General features: G+C 52.3%; 20 protein-coding genes and 1 tRNA gene. 5 read left to right on the top strand and 16 right to left on the bottom strand.

What is annotated here, in order from left to right; genetic code table 11:
• Nucleotides 1–56: 56 nt before the first annotated feature.
• The 5 genes from OGY71_RS20710 to actS all read right to left on the bottom strand — a co-directional run bounded on the left by OGY71_RS20710 (nucleotide 57) and on the right by actS (nucleotide 5,002).
• Nucleotides 57–1,025, bottom strand: a complete 969-nt coding sequence (locus OGY71_RS20710) for an IS5 family transposase (protein ID WP_077483231.1) — start codon at nucleotides 1,023–1,025, stop codon at nucleotides 57–59.
• Nucleotides 1,026–1,221: 196 nt separating this feature from the next.
• Nucleotides 1,222–1,617 (bottom strand): helix-turn-helix domain-containing protein, encoded by a 396-nt coding sequence (locus OGY71_RS20705; RefSeq protein ID WP_233471464.1) that lies wholly within the window; start codon nucleotides 1,615–1,617, stop codon nucleotides 1,222–1,224.
• A 685-nt stretch (nucleotides 1,618–2,302) separates the two neighbouring features.
• Complete coding sequence (locus OGY71_RS20700; RefSeq protein ID WP_016154337.1) at nucleotides 2,303–2,875, bottom strand: recombinase family protein; 573 nt, start codon at nucleotides 2,873–2,875, stop codon at nucleotides 2,303–2,305.
• Nucleotides 2,876–4,090: 1,215 nt separating this feature from the next.
• Nucleotides 4,091–4,164 (bottom strand) — tRNA-Gly (locus tag OGY71_RS20695).
• Between the two features lie 79 nt (nucleotides 4,165–4,243).
• Nucleotides 4,244–5,002 (bottom strand): amidase activator ActS, encoded by a 759-nt coding sequence (gene actS / locus OGY71_RS20690; RefSeq protein WP_032945492.1) that lies wholly within the window; start codon nucleotides 5,000–5,002, stop codon nucleotides 4,244–4,246.
• A gap of 166 nt (nucleotides 5,003–5,168) precedes the next feature.
• On the opposite strand from actS, the gene idi reads away from it, so the two are divergent.
• Nucleotides 5,169–5,717: an isopentenyl-diphosphate Delta-isomerase gene (idi, locus tag OGY71_RS20685; RefSeq protein ID WP_003825528.1), complete on the top strand. Its 549-nt coding sequence runs from the start codon at nucleotides 5,169–5,171 to the stop codon at nucleotides 5,715–5,717.
• Nucleotides 5,718–5,812: 95 nt separating this feature from the next.
• Here idi and lysS read toward each other — a convergent pair whose 3' ends face one another.
• From lysS to xerD, 5 genes are all read right to left on the bottom strand, one after another.
• Nucleotides 5,813–7,330: a lysine--tRNA ligase gene (gene lysS / locus OGY71_RS20680; protein ID WP_003026911.1), complete on the bottom strand. Its 1,518-nt coding sequence runs from the start codon at nucleotides 7,328–7,330 to the stop codon at nucleotides 5,813–5,815.
• Between the two features lie 9 nt (nucleotides 7,331–7,339).
• Nucleotides 7,340–8,438 (bottom strand): peptide chain release factor 2 gene (prfB, locus tag OGY71_RS20675; RefSeq protein ID WP_100194817.1). Its coding sequence is split into 2 segments (ribosomal slippage): nucleotides 7,340–8,362 and nucleotides 8,364–8,438, totalling 1,098 coding nucleotides; the frame shifts between segments, so codons are not numbered across the junction.
• A 91-nt stretch (nucleotides 8,439–8,529) separates the two neighbouring features.
• The gene (gene recJ / locus OGY71_RS20670; protein ID WP_149334912.1) at nucleotides 8,530–10,263 is read right to left on the bottom strand and encodes a single-stranded-DNA-specific exonuclease RecJ; all 1,734 of its coding nucleotides are present in this window, start codon (nucleotides 10,261–10,263) and stop codon (nucleotides 8,530–8,532) included.
• A 5-nt stretch (nucleotides 10,264–10,268) separates the two neighbouring features.
• Nucleotides 10,269–10,982, bottom strand: a complete 714-nt coding sequence (gene dsbC, locus OGY71_RS20665; RefSeq protein ID WP_003825520.1) for a bifunctional protein-disulfide isomerase/oxidoreductase DsbC — start codon at nucleotides 10,980–10,982, stop codon at nucleotides 10,269–10,271.
• Between the two features lie 23 nt (nucleotides 10,983–11,005).
• Complete coding sequence (gene xerD, locus OGY71_RS20660) at nucleotides 11,006–11,902, bottom strand: site-specific tyrosine recombinase XerD (protein WP_063940914.1); 897 nt, start codon at nucleotides 11,900–11,902, stop codon at nucleotides 11,006–11,008.
• A gap of 113 nt (nucleotides 11,903–12,015) precedes the next feature.
• Between xerD and fldB the strand changes: the two genes are divergently transcribed.
• Nucleotides 12,016–12,537, top strand: a complete 522-nt coding sequence (fldB, locus tag OGY71_RS20655) for a flavodoxin FldB (RefSeq protein ID WP_003825517.1) — start codon at nucleotides 12,016–12,018, stop codon at nucleotides 12,535–12,537.
• Between the two features lie 101 nt (nucleotides 12,538–12,638).
• Here fldB and OGY71_RS20650 read toward each other — a convergent pair whose 3' ends face one another.
• Both OGY71_RS20650 and sdhE read right to left on the bottom strand, forming a co-directional pair.
• Nucleotides 12,639–13,046 carry a protein YgfX gene (locus OGY71_RS20650; protein WP_003825515.1) on the bottom strand — a complete coding sequence of 136 codons (408 nt, stop codon included), beginning with the start codon at nucleotides 13,044–13,046 and terminating at the stop codon, nucleotides 12,639–12,641.
• Nucleotides 13,027–13,293 (bottom strand): FAD assembly factor SdhE, encoded by a 267-nt coding sequence (sdhE, locus tag OGY71_RS20645; RefSeq protein ID WP_003825514.1) that lies wholly within the window; start codon nucleotides 13,291–13,293, stop codon nucleotides 13,027–13,029. Before sdhE ends, OGY71_RS20650 begins: the two co-directional genes overlap by 20 nt.
• Nucleotides 13,294–13,550: 257 nt before the next feature.
• Between sdhE and ygfZ the strand changes: the two genes are divergently transcribed.
• A complete protein-coding gene (ygfZ, locus tag OGY71_RS20640) occupies nucleotides 13,551–14,534 on the top strand; it encodes a tRNA-modifying protein YgfZ (protein ID WP_003825512.1) in 984 nt (327 codons plus the stop codon).
• A 140-nt stretch (nucleotides 14,535–14,674) separates the two neighbouring features.
• Here ygfZ and trhA read toward each other — a convergent pair whose 3' ends face one another.
• Entirely contained in the window at nucleotides 14,675–15,328 is a 654-nt protein-coding gene (gene trhA / locus OGY71_RS20635; protein WP_003825509.1) for a PAQR family membrane homeostasis protein TrhA, read from the bottom strand.
• Nucleotides 15,329–15,491: 163 nt separating this feature from the next.
• A complete protein-coding gene (yqfB, locus tag OGY71_RS20630; RefSeq protein ID WP_003825508.1) occupies nucleotides 15,492–15,803 on the bottom strand; it encodes a N(4)-acetylcytidine aminohydrolase in 312 nt (103 codons plus the stop codon).
• Nucleotides 15,804–15,855: 52 nt separating this feature from the next.
• Here yqfB and OGY71_RS20625 point away from each other — a divergent pair, with 52 nt between their 5' ends.
• Nucleotides 15,856–16,584, top strand: coding sequence for a MurR/RpiR family transcriptional regulator (locus OGY71_RS20625; RefSeq protein WP_008785744.1), 729 nt, complete (start codon nucleotides 15,856–15,858; stop codon nucleotides 16,582–16,584).
• Nucleotides 16,585–16,704: 120 nt separating this feature from the next.
• Entirely contained in the window at nucleotides 16,705–18,138 is a 1,434-nt protein-coding gene (bglA, locus tag OGY71_RS20620) for a 6-phospho-beta-glucosidase BglA (RefSeq protein ID WP_126956613.1), read from the top strand.
• Nucleotides 18,139–18,231: 93 nt separating this feature from the next.
• On the opposite strand, the gene OGY71_RS20615 is transcribed toward bglA, so the two are convergent.
• Both OGY71_RS20615 and gcvP read right to left on the bottom strand, forming a co-directional pair.
• Complete coding sequence (locus OGY71_RS20615) at nucleotides 18,232–18,975, bottom strand: SDR family oxidoreductase (RefSeq protein ID WP_003825501.1); 744 nt, start codon at nucleotides 18,973–18,975, stop codon at nucleotides 18,232–18,234.
• Nucleotides 18,976–19,052: 77 nt separating this feature from the next.
• Nucleotides 19,053–21,926 (bottom strand): aminomethyl-transferring glycine dehydrogenase, encoded by a 2,874-nt coding sequence (gene gcvP / locus OGY71_RS20610; RefSeq protein WP_003825499.1) that lies wholly within the window; start codon nucleotides 21,924–21,926, stop codon nucleotides 19,053–19,055.
• Between the last annotated feature and the right edge of the window lie 37 nt (nucleotides 21,927–21,963).

Below are 21,963 nucleotides of genomic sequence, written 5' to 3'. Positions count from 1 at the left end.
GGCTTTGTTGAATAAATCAGATTTCGGGTAAGTCTCCCCCGTAGCGGGTTGTGTTTTCAGGCAATACGCACGCTTTCAGGCATACCTGCTTTCGTCATTTTGTTCAGCGCTCGTACCAGGGCCATAGCCTCCGCAACCTGACCATCGTAGTCACGCAGCGTCAGTGAACCCCCGAACAGCTGTTTTACCCGGTACATCGCCGTTTCCGCTATCGAGCGACGGTTGTAATCTGTTGTCCATTTCCACCGCGCATTACTCCCGGTCATTCGCTGATTAGCCACTGCACGGTTACGGTCTGCATATTCACCGGGCCAGTAACCCGCACCTTTTCGGGGAGGGATAAGCGCGCTGATTTTCTTACGCCGCAGTTCATCGTGACAGAGCCGGGTGTCGTAAGCGCCGTCTGCCGATGCTGCCCTGATTTTTCTGTGAGTCTGCCGGATAAGACCCGGGAAGGCTTCTGAGTCCGTCACATTGTTCAGCGACAGGTCTGCACAGATGATTTCATGTGTGTTGCTGTCAACTGCCAGATGCAACTTTCGCCATATACGACGGCGTTCTTTGCCGTGTTTTTTGACTTTCCATTCGCCTTCACCAAAGACCTTCAGCCCGGTGGAATCAATCACCAGATGCGCGATTTCACCCCGGGTGAACGTTTTGAAACTGACATTAACCGACTTTGCGCGCTTGCTGACACTGGTGTAATTCGGGCAGCGCAACGGAACATTCATCAGTGTAAAAATGGAATCAATAAAACCCTGTGCAGCCCGCAGGGTCAACCTGAACACGCGTTTAATGACCAGAACGGTGGTGATGGCGAGATCAGAATAGCGCTGAGGTCTTCCCCGTGATGAAGGCGTTGTCGACTCATACCAGGCCTGAATAGCTTCATCATCCAGCCAGAAAGTTATGGAGCCACGGTTGATGAGGGCTTTATTGTAGGTGGGCCAGTTGGTGATTTTGAACTTTTGCTTTGCCACGGAACGGTCTGCGTTGTCGGGAAGATGCGTGATCTGATCCTTCAACTCAGCAAAAGTTCGATTTATTCAACAAAGCCGTTCTCACCATGTATAATATGCGGTGATTTATTGAGACGCTTCTTAGAAGTGTTGTTGAGTATGACATGACAGGGAGAGGTGTAGCTATATACTTCCTTTAGGAAGTAAGACTTTTTGGGGTTTATGGGGGTGCCAAAGGGTGCCAAATCTGACACCCCTCCGATTACAGACCGTGTGCCTTAATCCAGTTACGTACGGTGCTCTGTGACGTTCCGGTAGCAGTGCTGATAGCTTTGTAGCCTAAACCCTGTTTACGCAGCTCAAGTACCCGTTGCTCTGGTGTCTGTCCTGAGTCCTCAATAGCGTGGCGCTTCTCGGTGTTAGCCTTGAATGCTTCCAGCTCTTTCAGGCGGGACTCCATATCACCCAGGCGCTTCTCATGCTCATCCAGCTTACGCACTACCATAGCCGCGTTCTGTAAGCTCAGCAGGCCACTCGACAATGTATCGGCATCCATACGAATAGGGTTTCCCTGCTTTTGTGCGGTAACTACAGCCGGATGGCTTGCATTGGCTTTGAGGGCTTTCTTCATACGTTTACGCTGCTGAGGTCTATTCATCACGGGCTTAACATCCTTTCCGGGTAACAGATCACGCACGATTTGTACCGATGGTCGAGTCTCGCCAGTGCAGTAAACGTCTAGTGAGGTTCTTACTGCGTGGGTGACTTGGGATTGGTTTAGGCTAATACGATTGGGGTTCTGCATGGCAATACGTCGTATAGCGCTCTCTGCGCGTAGCTTCTCAGCTATCGCAGCCTTTAAATCATCTCGTCCGTGCTGCGCTCTGTAGCGTTCGTACAGCGCCTTCATTGATGGGGCTTGAAGGTCGTTAGCCGTTGGGACGTAACCCCTCTTGAATGCGCCCCACATAATGCGGTCAGTGTTTTTTAAATCGGTGGGAGTGTCGTCGAACTGGTTTGGCAGATCATCGGTCTGAAACATATTTCTCCTTTGGTTACGGTGCGGGGTGTGGTGCTGGGATTAAGTCTGAGGTTGCACCAATGGATTTACCCCGAGCACACGTGCCACGGAGAATTACAGGAGGGTGTGAAAGCGTTTTGTGCGGACTTCGCCTCCTTCCCTAGAGAGTGATATTCTAATTACCATCGTTTGTAAGACAGGATTTCTACAACCCTAGTCGGTACTCGCTTCCTTCCCCTTACAAGTGAGGTTCTAATTACCACATAGTAAATTCAATTACTTACAGAAGCTTAAGTTAAGGCAGCAGAATTGGATAAACCATTTAGATGTGTTTATTCCAGTGCCGTTTAACCGTTGCAATCCCGATACCTAGTTGTTTTGCTGCCGCTGACTGACTCAGGCCACCCTCCCTACATCGCTGTACACTCACAGTCGTGTCCTTAGCCTCGGGCCTGCCCAACTTAACGCCCTGAGCTTTCGCACGCCTTAGCCCTTCCTGAGTGCGCTCCCGGATACGGTCTTTCTCGAACTCAGCAAAGGCAGAAAACATCCGTAACATTAATTTACCCTCGGAGCTGGATAGGTCTGACACAGGCAAATCAAGTGATACCACTTTAACGCCCTTCTGCATGAGCATTTCAATAGTCTGCTGCACATCGATATTGTCACGGCCTAAGCGATCCAACTTCAACACAACAAGAACATCCCCGCTCTCTAGCTTATGCTCTACCAGTGACTTAAAACCATCACGCTGCATAGCAGGCACGCCACCGGATACTTGCTCTTGCACTACTCGGGCATCAGGTATCTCGTAGCCCGCATTATGAATAGCAAGCAATTGATTCTCGGTTGTCTGCTCGGTGGTTGAAACTCGACAATATGCAAATGTTCTCATCGTGTATGCTCCCTTGACTGGTATCAATTAACGGTATCATCGTATGTATTGGAATCACTTAATGTCAATGGCTATTTTAATGATGCCAATCATGATACCTAATTCTAGTATCACTTAACGAACGATTGTCGATACCAGACCAGCACCTACGATTAGCCGCATAAAAATCCATAACAATCCTAGCTATTGATACCGCGAAGCCTTTCAGGAAAAGGGCAAAGAGAACTATTAACACAACTGGTGTAGTGCAATCACATAATCGCTATAAACTACCGGAATAAAAAGAGAGTAAACTTCTTTAAAATCAACAAGTAAACAGTTCAACACTATACAGAGAGAGAGAAGCAAACCTCTTCACTAATTGAAGAATGCCGCAGGTTGATACAGGAAGCTGCACCGCATATCTGTGCTGTCACCAATAGACCCCCTACACTACGCTGCACCCTATAACCCCTCAGGTGCACCGCACATAACAAACGGCACTGTACCCACGCACGAACAACCTCGCTCAGAAGCTGAACAAGCGTCTGTACGTGAATTCTGATAGACCAGCAAGGTGAATCCCCAGCAGAACACACAGAGCGTTTGTAGTAGCGTTCCACAGCCACCCAGATCCGAAAGGCACACGGGGGAAAGGCTTCCTTTGGGTGGGGGACACCCCCTCGCCTGAATACAGTACTTTTCAGTCGTGGCCTTTTGGTACTTTAGTAAATATCGAGAAGCCTTGAGAATTAACTCATTACAAGATTTCAGACAATACAAGCCATAAAGCCCGTTGGTGGTAAGACAACGTGCGGAGCGTAGCGACTTCATCGGGGGTTATGTCAGACAGTGAAGTTTATCAGGATCGCCGTGTACCCTTTCGGGAGCGTGGCTGAGACGCTGGCAGAGCTTGCATATGGTTTGCAAGTACCGTAACCACCATAAAACCTGTTTATTCCCTGCAACGTCATCTCGACGTGTGGCATGTGGGAGCATCGGCAAAAATGCGCTTCACTGAAAGCTGTAGGAGTTATGCCGGGCGCTCGGCTTTTTGTTCGTTGTTGGGCTATCGCGGTAAGAACGTGGAACCACCGCCAGCTATTTGATATGCTCCCTAACCACATACCAGATCGCAGCAGCAATGAGTAGCCCCGTGGGTACCTTTAAAGGTAACACTGGTTACATCCGCTTTTAGCTTATTGATTCTAAAGAATATTTTAGAGTGGAAATAGCTGGAGCGGGCGAAGGGAATCGAACCCTCGTATAGAGCTTGGGAAGCTCTCGTTCTACCATTGAACTACGCCCGCATCGAAGAGCGTAAGGGATTATAAACCTTACGCTCTTCTTGGCAAGGGACTAACCGACTGACTGGCGATTAAATCACCGTCAGCATTTTGGCTTACTGCCCTGCGGCGGCAAATAACGCAGTGGATCGATAGCTGTCGCCCGATAGCGGATTTGGAAATGCAGCCGCACCGTAGTCGCATCCGAGCTGCCCATCGTCGCGATTTTCTGCCCGGCCTTCACGTTTTGACCGTTGTTCACCAGCATGGTGTCATTATGCGCATACGCAGTGATGTAGTCCTCACTGTGCTTAATCATGATGAGATTACCATAGCCCCGCAGCTGATTACCGACGTAAACCACCTTCCCGGCGCCGGCGGCATAAATCGGTGTACCGCGCGCAGCTGAGATATCAATGCCCTTATTGCCGCCGTCCGCGGTTGAATAAGGCAGGATCACCTTACCGCTGGCAGGCCACTGCCAGCAACGTTGCCCTACTGGTGGCCAGGAAGACTGCGGTACGGACGAAGACGGTCTGACCGCTGCCGTTTTGGTTGAGGATTTCTTGGTTGTTTTGCCAGAGTTAGAACTGGTTTTCGCGCCACCGCTGACCTTCAGTTTTTGCCCTACTTCAATGGTATAGGGCGGTGAAATATTATTCAGGCGGGCGATCTCTTTCACGCTGGTCCCGGTAGCGCGCGAAATACGGTATAGCGTATCCCCCCGCTTCACGGTATACACGGAGCCGGAATAACTTCCTGTATCAGACGACTTGCTCCCGGAACACCCTGCTAACAGCAGACCGACACACAGCAACATCACGATACCCAGGCCATTTTTCTTCAGGCGTCCTGCACTCAAAACAATACCTCGCAACATTTTCAGACGCTTTATCATAGCAGCCAGAAACCGGATGCCAAATCATATCGCGCAACGAACCGTCGGTCCTGGCATTTCACACCCTCTGTTAATCAATCTGACTTAATTAAGCATATAATATGGGTGCTTAAGATTGATGGTGGACGCTATGCGACAGGAACATGTCATTTTATTGAATGAGCAGGACCAACCCTGCGGAACGCTGGAAAAATATGCGGCGCATACCGCCACAACTCCCCTGCATTCCGCTTTCTCGTGCTGGATATTTAACGAGCAGGGCCAACTGCTGGTCACCCGCCGCTCGCTGCACAAAAAAGCCTGGCCTGGCGTCTGGACCAACTCTGTGTGTGGTCACCCGCAGCTGGGTGAAACCCACGAAGACGCTATTGTCCGCCGGGCTCGCTTCGAACTGGGTGCAGACATCGACTCGCTCAGCCCCGTATATGCTGACTTTCGTTATCGCGCTACAGACCCGAGTGGAATTGTGGAAAACGAAGTGTGCCCGGTTTATGCCGCACATATCGTCAGTGAGCTACAGCTAAACCCAGATGAAGTGATGGATTGCCAGTGGAGCAGTCTTGAGGATGTCTTAAGCGGGATTGACGCGACGCCGTGGGCTTTTAGCCCGTGGATGGTAATGCAGGCATCGAATGATAAAGCACGAGAATTATTGCGCGAGTTTGCTAACCGTAATTGATTGCCGGATGGCAACGCAAACGCGTTTTATCCGGCCTACGAATCGTCTCCACGTAGGCCGGATAAGGCATCAGCCGCCATCCGGCATTTCACATCTTACTTAACCGGGCGCATTGCCGGGAACAGGATCACGTCGCGGATGGTATGGCTGTTGGTGAACAGCATAACCATACGGTCGATACCAATGCCCAGACCCGCAGTCGGCGGCAGACCGTGTTCCAGAGCCGTAACGTAGTCTTCGTCATAGAACATTGCTTCGTCATCGCCCGCATCTTTAGCGTTAACCTGATCCTGGAAACGCTGCGCCTGATCTTCCGCATCGTTCAGCTCGCTGAAACCGTTACCGATTTCACGTCCACCGATGAAGAATTCGAAGCGGTCAGTGATTTCCGGGTTTTCATCATTACGACGCGCCAGCGGAGAAACTTCTGCCGGGTACTCGGTAATGAAGGTCGGTTGAATCAGGTGCGCTTCCGCAACTTCTTCAAAGATCTCGGTCACGATACGGCCCAGACCCCAGCTCTTCTCAACTTTGATGCCGATAGATTCAGCAATCGCTTTTGCAGAGTCGAAGTTATCCAGATCGGCCATGTTGGTTTCCGGGCGGTATTTCTGAATCGCTTCGCGCATGGTCAGTTTTTCGAACGGCTTACCGAAGTCGAAGACTTCTTCACCATAAGGCACTTCAGTCGTTCCCAGAACGTTCTGCGCCAGCGTACGGAACAGCGATTCGGTCAGTTCGATCAGATCTTTGTAGTCCGCATAAGCCATGTAGAGTTCCATCATGGTGAACTCTGGATTATGGCGAACAGAGATGCCTTCGTTACGGAAGTTACGGTTAATTTCGAATACGCGTTCGAAGCCGCCAACCACCAGACGCTTGAGGTACAGTTCCGGCGCGATACGCAGGTACATGTCCAGATCCAACGCGTTATGATGGGTGATAAACGGACGCGCTGCCGCACCGCCAGGGATCACCTGCATCATCGGGGTTTCTACTTCCATAAAGCCACGAGCAACCATGAACTGACGGATGCCAGCCATAATCTGTGAACGCACTTTAAAGGTATTGCGGGATTCATCGTTAGAGATGAGATCCAGGTAACGTTGACGATAGCGCGCTTCCTGATCCTGCAGACCGTGGAATTTGTCCGGCAGCGGGCGCAGTGCTTTGGTCAGCAGACGCAGTTCGGTGCAGTGGATAGACAACTCACCGGTCTTGGTCTTGAACAACTTACCTTTCGCGCCGAGGATATCGCCCAGATCCCATTTCTTGAACTGCTCGTTGTAGACGCCTTCCGGCAGGTCGTCGCGAGCTACGTACAGCTGAATACGGCCGCCAACGTCCTGCAGCGTAACGAATGATGCTTTACCCATAATACGACGGGTCATCATACGGCCAGCAACGGATACCTCAATGTTCAGCGCTTCCAGCTCTTCGTTTTCTTTCGCGTCGAAGTCAGCATGCAGTTGGTCTGAGGTATGATCGCGACGGAAATCGTTCGGGAACGGGATCCCCTGCTCACGCAGGCTCGCCAGCTTCTCACGGCGCGTTTTCAGTTCATTGTTAAGGTCGGCTACCGCGTCAGCGCCCTGTACGTGTTGTTCAGACATGTTGGTTCCTCATAACCCTGCTTTCAAACTTGCTTCGATAAATTGATCCAGGCTGCCATCCAGCACCGCCTGCGTGTTACGGGTTTCAACCCCGGTACGCAGATCTTTGATGCGGGAGTCATCAAGGACATAAGAACGAATCTGGCTACCCCAGCCGATATCTGACTTATTGTCTTCCATCGCCTGTTTCTCGGCATTCTTCTTCTGCATTTCCAGTTCATAAAGCTTCGCTTTCATCTGCTTCATGGCCTGGTCTTTGTTCTTGTGCTGTGAACGGTCGTTCTGACACTGCGTCACAATCCCGGTCGGGATGTGGGTAATACGCACCGCAGATTCCGTACGGTTAACGTGCTGACCACCCGCACCGGAGGCACGGTAAACGTCAATACGCAGGTCCGCCGGGTTGATATCGATATCAATATCATCGTCAACTTCCGGATAAACAAACGCAGAACTGAACGACGTATGGCGACGACCGCCGGAGTCGAACGGACTCTTACGAACCAGACGGTGTACACCGGTTTCAGTACGCAGCCAACCGTACGCATATTCGCCAGCAATTCGGATGGTCACGGATTTAATACCCGCCACTTCACCTTCAGATTCTTCAATAATTTCGGTCTTAAAGCCGCGCGCTTCAGCCCAACGCAGATACATGCGCATCAGCATGCTTGCCCAGTCCTGCGCTTCCGTACCGCCAGAACCTGCCTGAATATCGAGATAGCAATCTGCGCTGTCATATTCACCGGAGAACATACGACGGAATTCCAGCTGGGCCAGCTTATCTTCCAGCGTGTCGAGTTCTGCTACGGCTTCGTTAAAGGTTTCTTCGTCGTCGGCTTCTACAGCCAGCTCCAACAGGCCGGAGACATCTTCCAGGCCCTGGCTCATCTGATCGAGCGTATCGACGATGGCCTCAAGAGAAGAACGCTCTTTACCCAGCGCCTGCGCGCGTTCGGGTTCGTTCCATACGTCCGGCTGTTCCAGCTCGGCGTTTACTTCTTCCAGACGCTCTTTCTTGGCATCATAGTCAAAGATACCCCCTAAGAACGTCAGAGCGCTCCGTGAGGTCCTGAATGCGGTTATTTACCGGATTAATTTCAAACATTGTCTGATTTCTTTTATTGGACTAGTCAAAATGCGGTGATAAGAGCGGGATTGTAACTAATCCACGCCCTTTTTTATAGCGATTAGTGACGCTAAAGTGGCCAGATATTGTCGATTATAATCTGCAAGCTGCGGTTGCCGCGAAACTCATTAATATCCAGTTTGTAGGCAAGCTGAACTTCGCGCACGCCGTTGTCCGGCCAGCAGGTGGTATCGACATTAAACGCAATACCGTCCAGCAGTGGACCACCGCCTACGGGCTCGACCATTACCTTCAGATGACGCTCACCGACCAGACGCTGCTGGAGCAAACGGAAATGCCCGTCAAACAGCGGTTCCGGGAACATTTGTCCCCACGGTCCGGCATCGCGCAGCATTTGCGCGACCTCCATGGTCATCTCCGACGCGTTCAGTGGGCCATCCGACACCACTTCACCTTGCAGTAAGGCGGGATCCAACCACTCGGTTACCAGTTCGCCAAAACGCTGCTGGAAACGCTCAAACTGCGCCTCTTCAAGCGATAAGCCCGCCGCCATGGCGTGACCGCCAAACTTGAGGATCATGCCCGGATAAAGGGTGTCCAGGCGCTCCAGCGCATCGCGCATGTGCAGCCCCTGAATCGAACGCCCGGATCCTTTGAGGGTACCGTCACCTGCCGGGGCAAACGCTATCACCGGGCGATGGAATCGCTCTTTAATACGCGATGCCAGAATCCCCACTACGCCCTGATGCCACTCGGGATGATACATAGCCAGACCGCCAGGTAGCGTATCGCTACTGCGTTCCAGCTTTTCACACAGGGTCAGCGCTTCTGCCTGCATACCCTGCTCAATTTCTTTGCGCGTCTGGTTGAGTGCGTCCAGCTCATTGGCCAGCACGCGCGCTTCACCAATGTTGTCGCACAACAACAGCGCTACGCCAACGGACATATCGTCCAGACGCCCTGCCGCATTCAGCCGTGGCCCGAGGGCAAAACCTAAATCACTGGCTGCCAGCTTTAGGGGGTCGCGATTGGAAATCTCCAGCAGCGCTTTAATACCTGGGCGGCATTTTCCGGCGCGGATACGGCTTAAGCCTTGCCACGTCAGAATGCGGTTATTGGCATCCAGCGGGACCACGTCCGCCACCGTGCCAAGCGCAACCAGATCGAGCAAATCAGCCAGGTTCGGCGGTGCAATGCCTCGCTCATCAAACCAGCCTTTGTCACGCAGGAAAGTGCGCAGCGCCAGCATCAGATAGAAAGCTACACCAACGCCTGCCAGCGATTTCGACGGGAACTCACAGTCGTGCAGGTTAGGATTGATGATCGCCTCTGCGCCCGGCAGCGTATCCCCTGGCAGGTGGTGATCGGTTACAACGACCGGGATCCCCAACGTTCTGGCATGCTCGACACCCATGTGAGACGAGATGCCGTTGTCTACGGTAACAATCAGCTGAGCACCACGGGCATGGGCCTGATCAACGACTTCCGGGCTTAAACCATAACCGTCCTCAAAACGATTTGGCACCAGGTAGTCAACGTTACTGCAGCCCAACGCGCGCATCGCCAGGATGCTTAGCGCCGTGCTGGTCGCGCCATCGGCATCGAAATCGCCGACAACGATGATGCGAGTTCCCGCACGAAAGGCGTTGTAGAGGATCTCAACCGCCTTTTCGACACCGTTTAAATGCTGCCACGGCAGCATTCCTTTCACGCTACGTTCAAGTTCCTGCGCGCTGCGCACGCCGCGACTGGCGTATAAACGGCGCAGCAGTGGCGGCAAGTCGGCAGGTAACTCGGCTGTCTCGTCGGCCTCACGCCGACGAAGTTGTATCTGTTGTTTCACGCGAATTATTTACCGCTGGTCTGTTTTGCATGTGCGTCGAGGAATTCTTTCATCTCTTTCGGGCCCTGATAACCAGGTACGACATAGCCATTGCTCAGCACAATCGCCGGTGTACCGCTGACGCCAAACTGTACGCCCAGCGCATAGTGGTTAGCGATATCCACATCACAGGTCGCCGCTTTCACGCCCTTGCCTGTCATCGCGTCGTCAAAGGCTTTGTTTTTGTCCTTAGCACACCAGATAGACTTCATGTCCTGCTCAGCCTGACTGTCCAGCCCCTGACGTGGGAAGGCCAGATAACGTACGGTGATCCCCAACGCATTGTAATCTTTCATCTCTTCATGCAGCTTGTGGCAGTAACCACAAGTGATGTCGGTGAAAACGGTAATGACGTGTTTTTCCTGCGGCGCTTTGTAGATGATCATCTCTTTTTCCAGCGCGTTCAGATGTTTCATCAGCAGTTGGTTGGTGACATTCACCGGACTTGCGCCGCTCACGTCGTACATCGGTCCCTGAATAATATGTTTACCGTCTTCGGTAACGTACAGCACGCCGCTATTGGTCAGTACAGTTTTCATGCCCGCAACCGGAGCAGGTTGAATCTCGGTGCTCTGCACACCCAGCTTTGCTAATGACTGACGAATTGCCGCGTCGTCTGCATGTACCATGCCGGAAAACGCCGTCGCCAGCAGGGTGAACATCATAAAACGTTTTTTCATAGCCTATCCTATCCTGTCAGCACTCACGCTCGCGGGTGATGCTGTTGATGTAGTTGCCGCAAGCGCTCCGTTGCGACATGAGTATAAATTTGCGTTGTCGAGAGATCGCTATGCCCCAGTAGCATCTGCACCACGCGCAGGTCTGCGCCATGGTTAAGCAGATGCGTGGCAAACGCGTGCCGCAGGACGTGCGGTGACAGCTTTTCGCTGTCGATTCCCGCCAACACAGCATAGTGTTTGATACGATGCCAGAAGGTCTGACGGGTCATCTGTTGCGCCCGCTGACTAGGAAACAGCACATCAATCGATACGCCGTTGAGCAACCATGGACGCCCATGCTCCAGGTATGTTTCCAGCCAGTACACAGCCTCCTCACCCAACGGGACAAGGCGCTCTTTGTTACCTTTACCGATCACCCGTACCACACCCTGACGCAGGCTGACGTCACTCATCGCCAGTCCTACCAGTTCAGACACGCGCAGGCCTGTTGCATACAGCACTTCCAGCATGGCTTTGTCGCGTAGCTCCAGCGGTTGCTCAACAAGCGGCGCTTGTAGCAGCCGCTCAACCTGTGCTTCGCTGAGATCTTTAGGCAGGCGCTGCGGAAGTTTAGGTGATGCAAGCGAGGCGCTGGGGTCATCTTCACGATATTTTTCGCGGTACAGATGCTGAAAAAAACGTCGCGTCGCACTGAGCAAACGTGCGGAACTGGTGGCTTTATACCCTCCATCCATCCGCTCAGCCAGCAAGGCTTGCAGATCATCACTTTGCGCGGTCGCAAGCGAAGCGCCGCGGTGATGTAACCATTCCACAAGCATGGTCAGATCGCGACGATACGCACTTAATGTGTTTTCCGCCAGATTTCGTTCCAGCCACAGGGCATCAAGAAACTGCTCGATGCGCGCCAGATCCTGTTCCACTCGCGCCCCTTATTCCACTCTCATTTTTGATGCATTATGCCTCATTGTGCCGAGAATGCGGCGATTCTGTTACACTACCCGCAACGCTACAGCAGAATTGAGATGTTTACGTCATGAACATGGGTCTTTTTTACGGTTCCAGCACCTGCTACACCGAAATGGCAGCAGAAAAAATCCGCGATATCCTGGGTCCCGAACTGGTGACACTGCACAACCTCAAAGACGATTCCCCGACCCTAATGGAGCAATATGACGTGCTCATTTTGGGCATTCCAACCTGGGATTTCGGTGAAATTCAGGAGGACTGGGAAGCGATCTGGGAGCAACTGGACGACCTCAACCTGGAAGGCAAGATTGTCGCACTTTACGGTATGGGCGATCAGTTGGGATACGGCGAATGGTTCCTGGATGCGTTGGGTATGCTGCACGATAAACTGATCACCAAAGGTGTAAAGTTTGTCGGCTACTGGCCCACAGAAGGCTACGAATTCACCAGCGATAAACCCGTCATTGCTGATGGACAACTGTTTGTTGGCCTGGCGCTGGATGAGACGAACCAGTACGATCTCAGCGATGAACGCATTCAGGCCTGGTGCGAGCAAATTCTTGGGGAAATGGCCGAGCACTGGTCCTGATAACCGATTTGCCGGATGACGGCGTAAATGCCTTATCCGGCCTGCATGACGCACCTAACTGTAGGCCTTCAAGCTGCGCGCCATCAGGCATGCGTCATGCGTTACCCTTGCTTCGCCTTTTGCAGCATCAACCGCCGTAAATCCCGCCACTCTGCATCATCCATACTGTCTGCTGCCAGCCACAAATGTTGACGTTTTCCGGCATCAGATCGCAAACGCAGCATCATGCCTGTTTTAACCATCCAGGGGGCGCTAACGATAGACCACTCTTGCCCTTGCCAGCGCAGACGGCCATCCATCAACAGCCGAATCTCACCCTGACAGGCGTTGATTCTACGCTGACTGCGAACGCTATCGAACACCACCAGAGAGAGCAAAACCAGCCATAATGGGGTGTAGCTCAATGGCCAGGGCATCAATAAAATAAATACCGCGACCAGCCCATGAATTAGCAGTGAAAGCCACTGCGCGCGCCATGATACGCGTAAATCAGATTGCCACTGGACCACGTTCCCGATTCCGTGTCTGGATAAGTCGCACCATCTGTTCCAGCTGCTCATCAGCTGGTTTCCCATGATTCATCAACCAGTTAAATAAATCTGGATCATCACATTCTAGCAGACGGATAAAGATACGTTTTTCTTCGTCACTTAAGCTGTCATATTCATGTTCGAAAAACGGCATGATCGAGATGTCCAGCTCGCGCATACCGCGGCGGCATGCCCAATGAATACGTGCTTTGTTGTTAATATCCATGTTCTTCTCCCTGTCTCGCGAAAACGAAGTATCCCGCTATTGTAACGTGTTTTTCCCGCTCTTTTTACGGGAATATCAGTAAACTGAAGCTCGCTCGCTAAATAAAACCTTATTAAGCCAAAGGATTCACCATTTTTGGATGTCTCCTCGCAAAGCGCAACATATGGCACAAATAGCCTGTTTAAACCGCTTGCAATGGGCCATAGCTCTTTTACCATTAGTCATTATCACTGCGTTAAGCAAATCAGGACATTATTATGGCTTTTACATCTTTTCCTCCTCGCCAGCCTTTCGCGTCAACGCGTTTGCCTCTGACGCTAATGACGCTCGATGACTGGGCGCTCGCCACCATCACCGGTGTCGACAGTGAGAAGTATATTCAGGGTCAGGTCACGGCGGATGTCAGCCAGATGACCGAGCATCAGCACCTGTTGGCTGCACATTGTGACGCCAAAGGTAAAATGTGGAGCAACCTGCGTCTGTTCCGCCAGGGCGACGGTTTTGCATGGCTTGAGCGCCGTAGCCTGCGTGATGCGCAGCTCAGCGAGCTGAAAAAATATGCGGTCTTCTCGAAGGTGGTGATTGCCCCGGACGATGAACGAGTACTGCTGGGCGTAGCGGGATTCCAGGCACGTGCAGCGCTGGCCAATCTCTTTAGCGAATTGCCGAACAGTGATAAGCAGGTCATTACCGAAGGTGCCTCCACGGTATTGTGGTTCGAACACCCTGCCGAACGTTTTCTGCTGATCGTTGATGCCACCACAGCAGAAACCTTGGTTGAAAAGCTGCGTGGCGAAGCTGAGTTAAATAACAGCCAGCAGTGGCTGGCGCTGGATATCGAAGCGGGTATCCCCGTTATTGATACAGCCAACAGTGCACAGTTTATTCCACAGGCTACCAATCTGCAGGCTCTGGGCGGGATCAGCTTTAAAAAAGGCTGCTACACCGGTCAGGAAATGGTGGCTCGTGCAAAATTCCGCGGAGCCAACAAACGCGCCATGTGGACTTTGGCGGGTGCCGCCGGTCGAGTACCGGAAGCGGGTGAAGACCTGGAGCTGAAAATGGGCGAGAACTGGCGCCGTACCGGCACCGTACTCGCCGCAGTACAACTGGCTGATGGTCAGATACTGGTGCAGGTTGTGATGAATAACGACATGGAGGCCGACAGCGTGTTCCGCGTTCGTGAAGACGCGAAAACGCTGCATATCGTACCGCTGCCATATTCGTTAGACGAAGAGTAATTGGTAGGCCTGATAAGCGCAGCGCCATCAGGCAATTCGGCACAGGCTACCGGATTGCGGCGTTGGCTTGTCCGGCCTATAAAATACAGTCCGGGCGAGGCGTTTACGCCGCCCCCGGGATTACACTGAATCTATGCGTGTTATCCCACATACAGATAGATCGCCAGGAAGTGGCAAACGCTGCCGCCCAGCACAAAGCCGTGCCAGATCGCATGGTTGTAAGGAATACGCTTACAGACGTAGAAAATTACGCCCAGCGAATACACCACACCGCCAACAGCCAGCAACGTCACGCCTCCCGCCGCCAACTTAACCGCCAGTTGATACACAACAATCAGCGAAAGCCAGCCCATCGTCAGGTAGGTTACCAGTGACAGAACCTTAAACCGGTGCGCAATGGTTAGTTTGAATAAAATACCGATCAGCGCCAGGCTCCAGATAACAATCATCAGCCCACGTGCCAGCGGCGAATCAAGCCCTACCAGCAGAAATGGTGTATAGGTCCCGGCAATCAGCAGATAAATCGCACAGTGGTCGAATTTTTTCAGCCAGACTTTCGCTCTCTGATGGGGGATCGCGTGATACAAAGTTGAGGCGAGGAACAGCAGGATCATGCTGCCGCCGTACAGGCTATAGCTGGTAATCGCCATAGCGCTGGCGTTGGTATCCACTGCCTGGACCAGCAATAACACCAGTCCGACAATCCCAAACACCAGCCCGATACCGTGACTGATGCTGTTGGCTATTTCCTCTGCCAGCGAATATCCCTGCGCGATTAATGGCTTCTGAACCATAACTTACTCCCGAGAAACGAACCCTATCGTGATTGCTCCTCTAGCGTAACTGAGAATGGTTCCAGTGAACACCTGTTAGCTAAAATAATTACCAGATAAATATTTATCATTAAAAATCATAGTGTTAGATTTTAAATTTCAGCTAACATGCGTACCATTAAAATCAAAGGCATTTAAAATCAATCACATAAAATTGCGTCTGATCCGGATAAATCTCGGCAATGACATGTTTAAGTTCTTCAAGCGTCATGTTTTCCTGCCGGGCATGTTTATCCGTCAGCGTATCCAGCGTGACGGTTGAGGTGCCTACAACCTCAATCGTGCAGAAGTAACCGTCATCTTCGAAGCGCCCAACCCGTAAAATGTCCCCGGCTTTGAAGTGTGATTCGGACTCGTCACGAATAGTGATGGTCTTGCGTCCGGCCAGAATGTCATCCTGGAAACGCTGAAAAAAAGTGATGTCATTTGGCTGCATGTTATTATTCCCTGTAGATGAAGTCTGATGAGTGAGTTTTGCCATTGTGAGTATGTTCTCCCACGCTGCCATCGCCAGTCTCAACAATCTTGAGATGCTGGTCTACAACTATGTCATCAAAAACCGTGACAAAGTCATGTACATGACCATTCGCGAACTGGCCGATGCCGTGGGTGTTTCCACTACCACCGTACTGCGCTTTTGCCGCAAGCTTAAGTGTGAAGGTTACTCAGAATTTCGCGTGCGCTTCAAATTATATTTAGAGCAGAATGAACCGCAACAGGCTAATTTCGGTGCCAGCGAAATTATCAGCTTCTTTAAAGGCGTTAATAACGATGAGTTCGATAATCTGCTCGATCAGGCTGTTGATATTATATTATCTTCCGAACGTATTATATTCGTCGGAGCGGGAACATCCGGAGCCTTAGCCAAATATGGCGCACGTTTTTTCTCAAACGTTGGAAAATTCAGTAATCACATTGATGATCCTTATTTCCCGGTAACGAATGACATGGCCAGAAACGCGCTGGCGATCGTGCTTTCTGTTTCCGGTGAAACAGAAGAGATCCTGCGCTTTGCCAGCCAGTTCAGCCTGCATAACTGTAAGGTCCTGTCTGTCACCAGTCATGAACATTCGCGGCTGGCCAAATTGGCTGACTTTAATCTCTCCTGGCACGTTCCACAGACGCGCATTGCCGGGGTATACGATATAACCACGCAAATCCCTGTTATTTATATTCTGGAGTCACTCGGCCGCAAGTTGGCGAAAAGAATAGCGTAAAAAAACAATCTGTTTTTTGGATGTAACAAATCACATTAGCGCTATTTTGTTATATCGTGACATTTATCTTTCCTTTGTTAGACTCAAAATCAGATTGTATTAATTTGAGACTGAGCGCAGATGAAAAAACTTACCTTACCAAAAGATTTTTTATGGGGTGGCGCGGTTGCGGCGCACCAGGTTGAAGGCGGCTGGAACAAAGGTGGCAAAGGCCCCAGCATTTGCGACGTACTGACCGGAGGGGCACACGGCGTTCCGCGAGAAATCACTCAGGAAGTTGAACCCGGTAAGTACTACCCCAACCACGAAGCTGTCGATTTTTACGGTCATTACAAAGAAGACATCAAGCTGTTTGCTGAGATGGGCTTCAAATGCTTCCGCACCTCAATCGCCTGGACCCGTATCTTCCCCAAAGGGGATGAAAGCCAGCCGAATGAAGAAGGGCTAAAGTTCTACGACGACATGTTCGATGAACTGCTGAAGTACAACATCGAACCGGTCATCACCCTTTCCCACTTTGAAATGCCGCTGTACCTTGTTCAACAGTACGGTAGCTGGACCAATCGTAAAGTCGTCGATTTCTTTGTCCGATTCGCTGAAGTCGTTTTTGAGCGCTACAAGCACAAGGTCAAATACTGGATGACCTTTAACGAGATCAATAACCAGCGCAACTGGCGCGCACCGCTGTTTGGTTATTGCTGCTCCGGCGTGGTGTATACCGAGCATGAAAACCCGGAAGAAACCATGTACCAGGTGCTGCATCACCAGTTCGTGGCCAGTGCTCTGGCAGTGAAAGCCGCACACCGCATCAACCCGGAAATGAAAGTCGGCTGCATGCTGGCGATGGTGCCACTGTACCCGTTCTCCTGTAAGCCTGAAGATGTGATGTTCGCGCAGGAATCAATGCGTGAGCGCTACGTTTTCACCGACGTTCAACTGCGCGGCTACTATCCATCATATGTACTGAACGAGTGGGAACGCCGCGAATTCAATATCCGAATGGAAGCCGGAGATGAGCAAATCCTGCGTGAAGGCACCTGTGACTATCTCGGATTCAGTTACTACATGACCAACGCGGTAAAAGCGGAAGGCGGCAGCGGCGATGCCATTTCTGGTTTTGAGGGCAGCGTACCGAACCCGCACGTAAAAGCGTCCGACTGGGGCTGGCAGATTGATCCGGTCGGTCTGCGTTACGCCTTATGTGAACTGTATGAGCGCTATCAGAAACCGCTATTTATCGTAGAAAACGGATTTGGTGCCTACGACAAAGTGGAAGAAGACGGCAGCATCAACGACGACTATCGCATCGACTATTTGCGCGCCCACGTTGAAGAGATGATGAAAGCGGTAACCTATGATGGCGTAGACCTGATGGGCTACACGCCGTGGGGCTGCATCGACTGTGTCTCGTTCACCACCGGTCAGTACAGCAAACGTTACGGCTTTATCTACGTGAACAAACACGACGACGGCACCGGCGATATGTCGCGTTCACGCAAGAAAAGTTTTAACTGGTACAAAGAGGTGATTGCCAGCAACGGCGAGAAACTTTGATTTTTTGCCGGATGGCGGCGTAAACGCCTTTTCCAGCCTACAGATTAAATTCCCGTAGGCTGGATAAGCATAGCGCCATCCGGCGATTAAATCCTACTTCCCGCCAGCCAGTTCCAGAAAACTTCCCGTTACGTAGGACGCCTTCTCGCTCAGCAGCCAGGTAATCGCCTGCGCGACCTCCTCCGGTTGTCCGCCGCGCTGCATAGGCAACATCGATTTCACGCGATCGACCCTTCCCGGCTCGCCGCCTGATGCGTGCATTTCAGTGTAGATAAGACCAGGTCGCACGCAGTTTACGCGGATCCCTTGCGCCGCAACCTCCAGCGCAAGGCCGGTGGTGAGCGTGTCCACAGCGCCTTTTGAGGCTGCGTAATCAACATATTCGAATGGCGCACCAAGCCGCGATGCAGCCGAAGAGACATTTACAATCGCCCCGCCTTGCCCTCCGTGTTTGAACGACATCCGCTTTACCGCTTCCCGACAACACAAAAAATAGCCGGTAACATTGGTCGCCAGCACGCGGTTAATTCTTTCAGCGGTTAGGCTTTCCACCGTGCTCTGTTCAAACAAAATCCCGGCATTATTCACTAACGCAGTCAGTGGTTCACCTTCGCGGTCAATAGATTCAAACATTGCCACAACCTGGCTTTCATCGCTGATATCAGCCCGTAGAGCAAACGCCTTTCCCCCGGCAGCGACAATGGTATTCACCACCTCCGTTGCCGCACGGATATTGTGATGAAAGTTAACCGCAACCGTGTAACCCTCTTGCGCTAACTGCAGCGCGGTTGCCCGCCCGATGCCACGACTGCCGCCAGTAACCAGTGCGATTCCCATGGATACCTCCAGATATGAAAAAGCCGGGAGGCGACTTCGCCTTACCCGGCCTACAAAAGCTTTACTGCGCGGAAAAGTTACTGATATTCGCTCATCGGCACGCAGGAGCAGAACAGGTTACGGTCACCGTAAACATCATCAAGGCGTTTCACGGTCGGCCAGTATTTGTTCGCCACACCAGCCGGGAAGACGGCGATTTCGCGGCTATAACCGTGATTCCACTCCGCGACAAGCTCGTTTTGCGTGTGCGGCGAGTTAACCAGCGGGTTATCTTCCAGTGACCATTCACCGGCTTTCACGCGATCGATTTCAGCGCGGATTGCCAGCATCGCATTGATAAAGCGATCAAGTTCCACTTTGCTTTCAGATTCAGTCGGTTCAACCATCAGGGTACCCGCGACCGGGAATGACATAGTCGGCGCATGGAAACCGTAATCGATCAGACGCTTGGCAATATCCAGTTCGCTAATGCCGGTCTCTTCTTTCAGTGGGCGAATGTCGAGAATACATTCATGCGCCACGCGACCGTCGCGACCGGTATACAGTACCGGATAAGCATCTTTCAGACGGCTGGCAATGTAGTTAGCATTAAGGATCGCCACCTGGCTTGCCTGCTTCAGACCTTCTGCGCCCATCATACGGATGTACATCCAGCTGATTGGCAGAATAGATGCGCTACCGAACGGCGCCGCAGAAACTGCGCCCTGACGGGTGAGCATTCCTTCAATCTGCACTACGCTGTGACCCGGTACGAACGGTGCCAAATGTGATTTGACGCCAATCGGTCCCATACCTGGGCCGCCGCCGCCGTGCGGAATGCAGAATGTTTTATGCAGGTTGAGGTGCGAGACATCTGCGCCGATAAAGCCTGGCGTGGTGATCCCAACCTGAGCGTTCATGTTCGCGCCATCAAGGTAAACCTGGCCGCCAAACTGGTGTACAACGTCGCACACTTCACGGATCGTTTCTTCATACACGCCGTGAGTAGACGGATAGGTCACCATGATGCAGGAGAGGTTCGCAGCATGTTGTTCTGCTTTTGCTCGCAGATCGTCCAGGTCAATGTTGCCGTTCTTATCACAGGCGACAACCACTACCTGCATCCCCGCCATCTGTGCGGATGCCGGATTGGTGCCGTGGGCAGAAGCCGGGATCAGACAGATATCGCGATGGCCTTCGTTACGGCTTTCGTGATAGTGACGAATCGCCAGCAGACCCGCATACTCGCCCTGCGCGCCGGAGTTCGGCTGCATGCAGACGGCGTCATAACCGGTCAGTTTTACCAGCCACTCGGAAAGCTGGCCGATCATCTGGTGATAACCTTCTGCCTGCTCTGGCGGGCAGAACGGGTGAAGTTCAGCGAATTCCGGCCAGGTGATAGGGATCATCTCGGCGGCAGCGTTCAGCTTCATGGTGCAAGAACCCAGCGGGATCATTGCCTGGTTCAGCGCCAGATCTTTGCGCTCCAGCGAGTGCATGTAGCGCATCATCTCGGTTTCGCTGTGATAGCGATTAAACACCGGATGGCTGAGGATCGCATCGTCACGCAGCATGCTGTCCTGAATGGAACGGCTGTCGAGCGCCACATCTTTATCCAGCGTATCTATATTCAAACCGTGGCTGTCGCCCAGCAGAACATTGAACAACTGCACCACGTTTTCACGGGTGGTGGTTTCATCAAGCGTAATACCTACCGCGTTATGGATATCGCTACGCAGGTTGATTTCTGCCGCTTCGGCACGCGCCAGCACAGCCGCTTTGTCGGCCACTTCAACACACAGAGTGTCGAAGTAGTGCGCATGGCGCAGCTTCAGCCCTTTCTGCTGCAGACCGGCCGCCAGAATATCAGTCAGGCGGTGGATGCGATTAGCGATACGTTTCAGGCCAACCGGACCATGATAAACGGCATACAGGCTGGCGATGTTGGCCAGCAGAACCTGCGAGGTACAAATGTTGGAGTTCGCTTTCTCGCGGCGGATATGCTGCTCGCGAGTCTGCATCGCCATGCGCAGTGCGGTATTGCCCGCCGCATCTTTCGATACGCCGATAATACGGCCTGGCATGGAGCGTTTGAATTCGTCTTTAGCGGCGAAGAATGCCGCGTGTGGGCCGCCGTAACCCATCGGAACGCCGAAGCGTTGCGCAGAGCCGAAAACAATATCCGCGCCCTGTTTGCCCGGTGCAGTCAGCAGTACCAGCGCCATAAAGTCGGCAGCGACACTGACCACAACTTTACGGGATTTCAGCTCGGCAATCAGTTTGCTGTAGTCGTGTACTTCACCGGTGGTGCCAACCTGCTGCAACAGCACGCCAAACACATCCTGGTGATCCAGTGCTTTCGCCGCGTCATCAACAATGACGTCAAAGCCAAAGGTTTCTGCACGGGTGCGAACCACGTCCAGCGTTTGCGGGTGAACATCAGCCGCCACAAAGAAACGGTTGGCATTTTTCAGTTTGCTGACACGTTTGGCCATCGCCATGGCTTCAGCAGCCGCAGTGGCTTCATCCAGCAGAGAAGCAGAAGCCATATCCAGGCCCGTCAGGTCCAGTGTGACCTGTTGGAAGTTCAGCAAAGCTTCCAGTCGTCCCTGGGAGACTTCCGGCTGATACGGCGTATATGCGGTGTACCAGCCTGGGTTTTCCAGCATGTTACGCAGAATAACCGGTGGCAACTGCACGGCGGTGTAGCCCATGCCAATGTAGGACGTGAAGCGCTTGTTACGCCCGGCGATGGCTTTTAATTCAGCCAGCGCAGCGTATTCGGTCGCCGCCTCGCCCACCTGTGGCGGGGTTGCGAGCTGAATGTCTTTCGGCACAATCTGGCCGATCAGCGCGTTTAACGACTCGGCGCCAACCGCATTCAGCATCTCTTGCTGCTGCGCGGCGTCCGGTCCGATGTGGCGTTCAATGAAAGCGCCGCTGTTTTCAAGCTGGCTTAACGTCTGTGTCATGGGCGATGGTTCCTGAAACGTGCAGTGAATCGTGATG

The sequence above is a fragment of the Citrobacter sp. Cpo109 genome, from assembly GCF_030332565.1.
GTDB classification, from domain to species: Bacteria; Pseudomonadota; Gammaproteobacteria; order Enterobacterales; family Enterobacteriaceae; genus Citrobacter; species Citrobacter portucalensis.
The sequence above is the reverse complement of the archived record's forward strand: the minus strand, read 5'-3'. Positions and strand labels throughout refer to the sequence as shown.

Coding starts and splice junctions, on each gene's coding strand:
- OGY71_RS20705 (WP_233471464.1), bottom strand. CDS start 1,617: ATGAATAGACCTCAGCAGCGTAAACGTATGAAGAAAGCCCTCAAAGCC.
- OGY71_RS20700 (WP_016154337.1), bottom strand. CDS start 2,875: ATGAGAACATTTGCATATTGTCGAGTTTCAACCACCGAGCAGACAACC.
- idi (WP_003825528.1), top strand. CDS start 5,169: ATGCGACAGGAACATGTCATTTTATTGAATGAGCAGGACCAACCCTGC.
- lysS (WP_003026911.1), bottom strand. CDS start 7,330: ATGTCTGAACAACACGTACAGGGCGCTGACGCGGTAGCCGACCTTAAC.
- dsbC (WP_003825520.1), bottom strand. CDS start 10,982: ATGAAAAAACGTTTTATGATGTTCACCCTGCTGGCGACGGCGTTTTCC.
- fldB (WP_003825517.1), top strand. CDS start 12,016: ATGAACATGGGTCTTTTTTACGGTTCCAGCACCTGCTACACCGAAATG.
- sdhE (WP_003825514.1), bottom strand. CDS start 13,293: ATGGATATTAACAACAAAGCACGTATTCATTGGGCATGCCGCCGCGGT.
- ygfZ (WP_003825512.1), top strand. CDS start 13,551: ATGGCTTTTACATCTTTTCCTCCTCGCCAGCCTTTCGCGTCAACGCGT.
- trhA (WP_003825509.1), bottom strand. CDS start 15,328: ATGGTTCAGAAGCCATTAATCGCGCAGGGATATTCGCTGGCAGAGGAA.
- yqfB (WP_003825508.1), bottom strand. CDS start 15,803: ATGCAGCCAAATGACATCACTTTTTTTCAGCGTTTCCAGGATGACATT.
- OGY71_RS20625 (WP_008785744.1), top strand. CDS start 15,856: ATGTTCTCCCACGCTGCCATCGCCAGTCTCAACAATCTTGAGATGCTG.
- bglA (WP_126956613.1), top strand. CDS start 16,705: ATGAAAAAACTTACCTTACCAAAAGATTTTTTATGGGGTGGCGCGGTT.
- OGY71_RS20615 (WP_003825501.1), bottom strand. CDS start 18,975: ATGGGAATCGCACTGGTTACTGGCGGCAGTCGTGGCATCGGGCGGGCA.
- gcvP (WP_003825499.1), bottom strand. CDS start 21,926: ATGACACAGACGTTAAGCCAGCTTGAAAACAGCGGCGCTTTCATTGAA.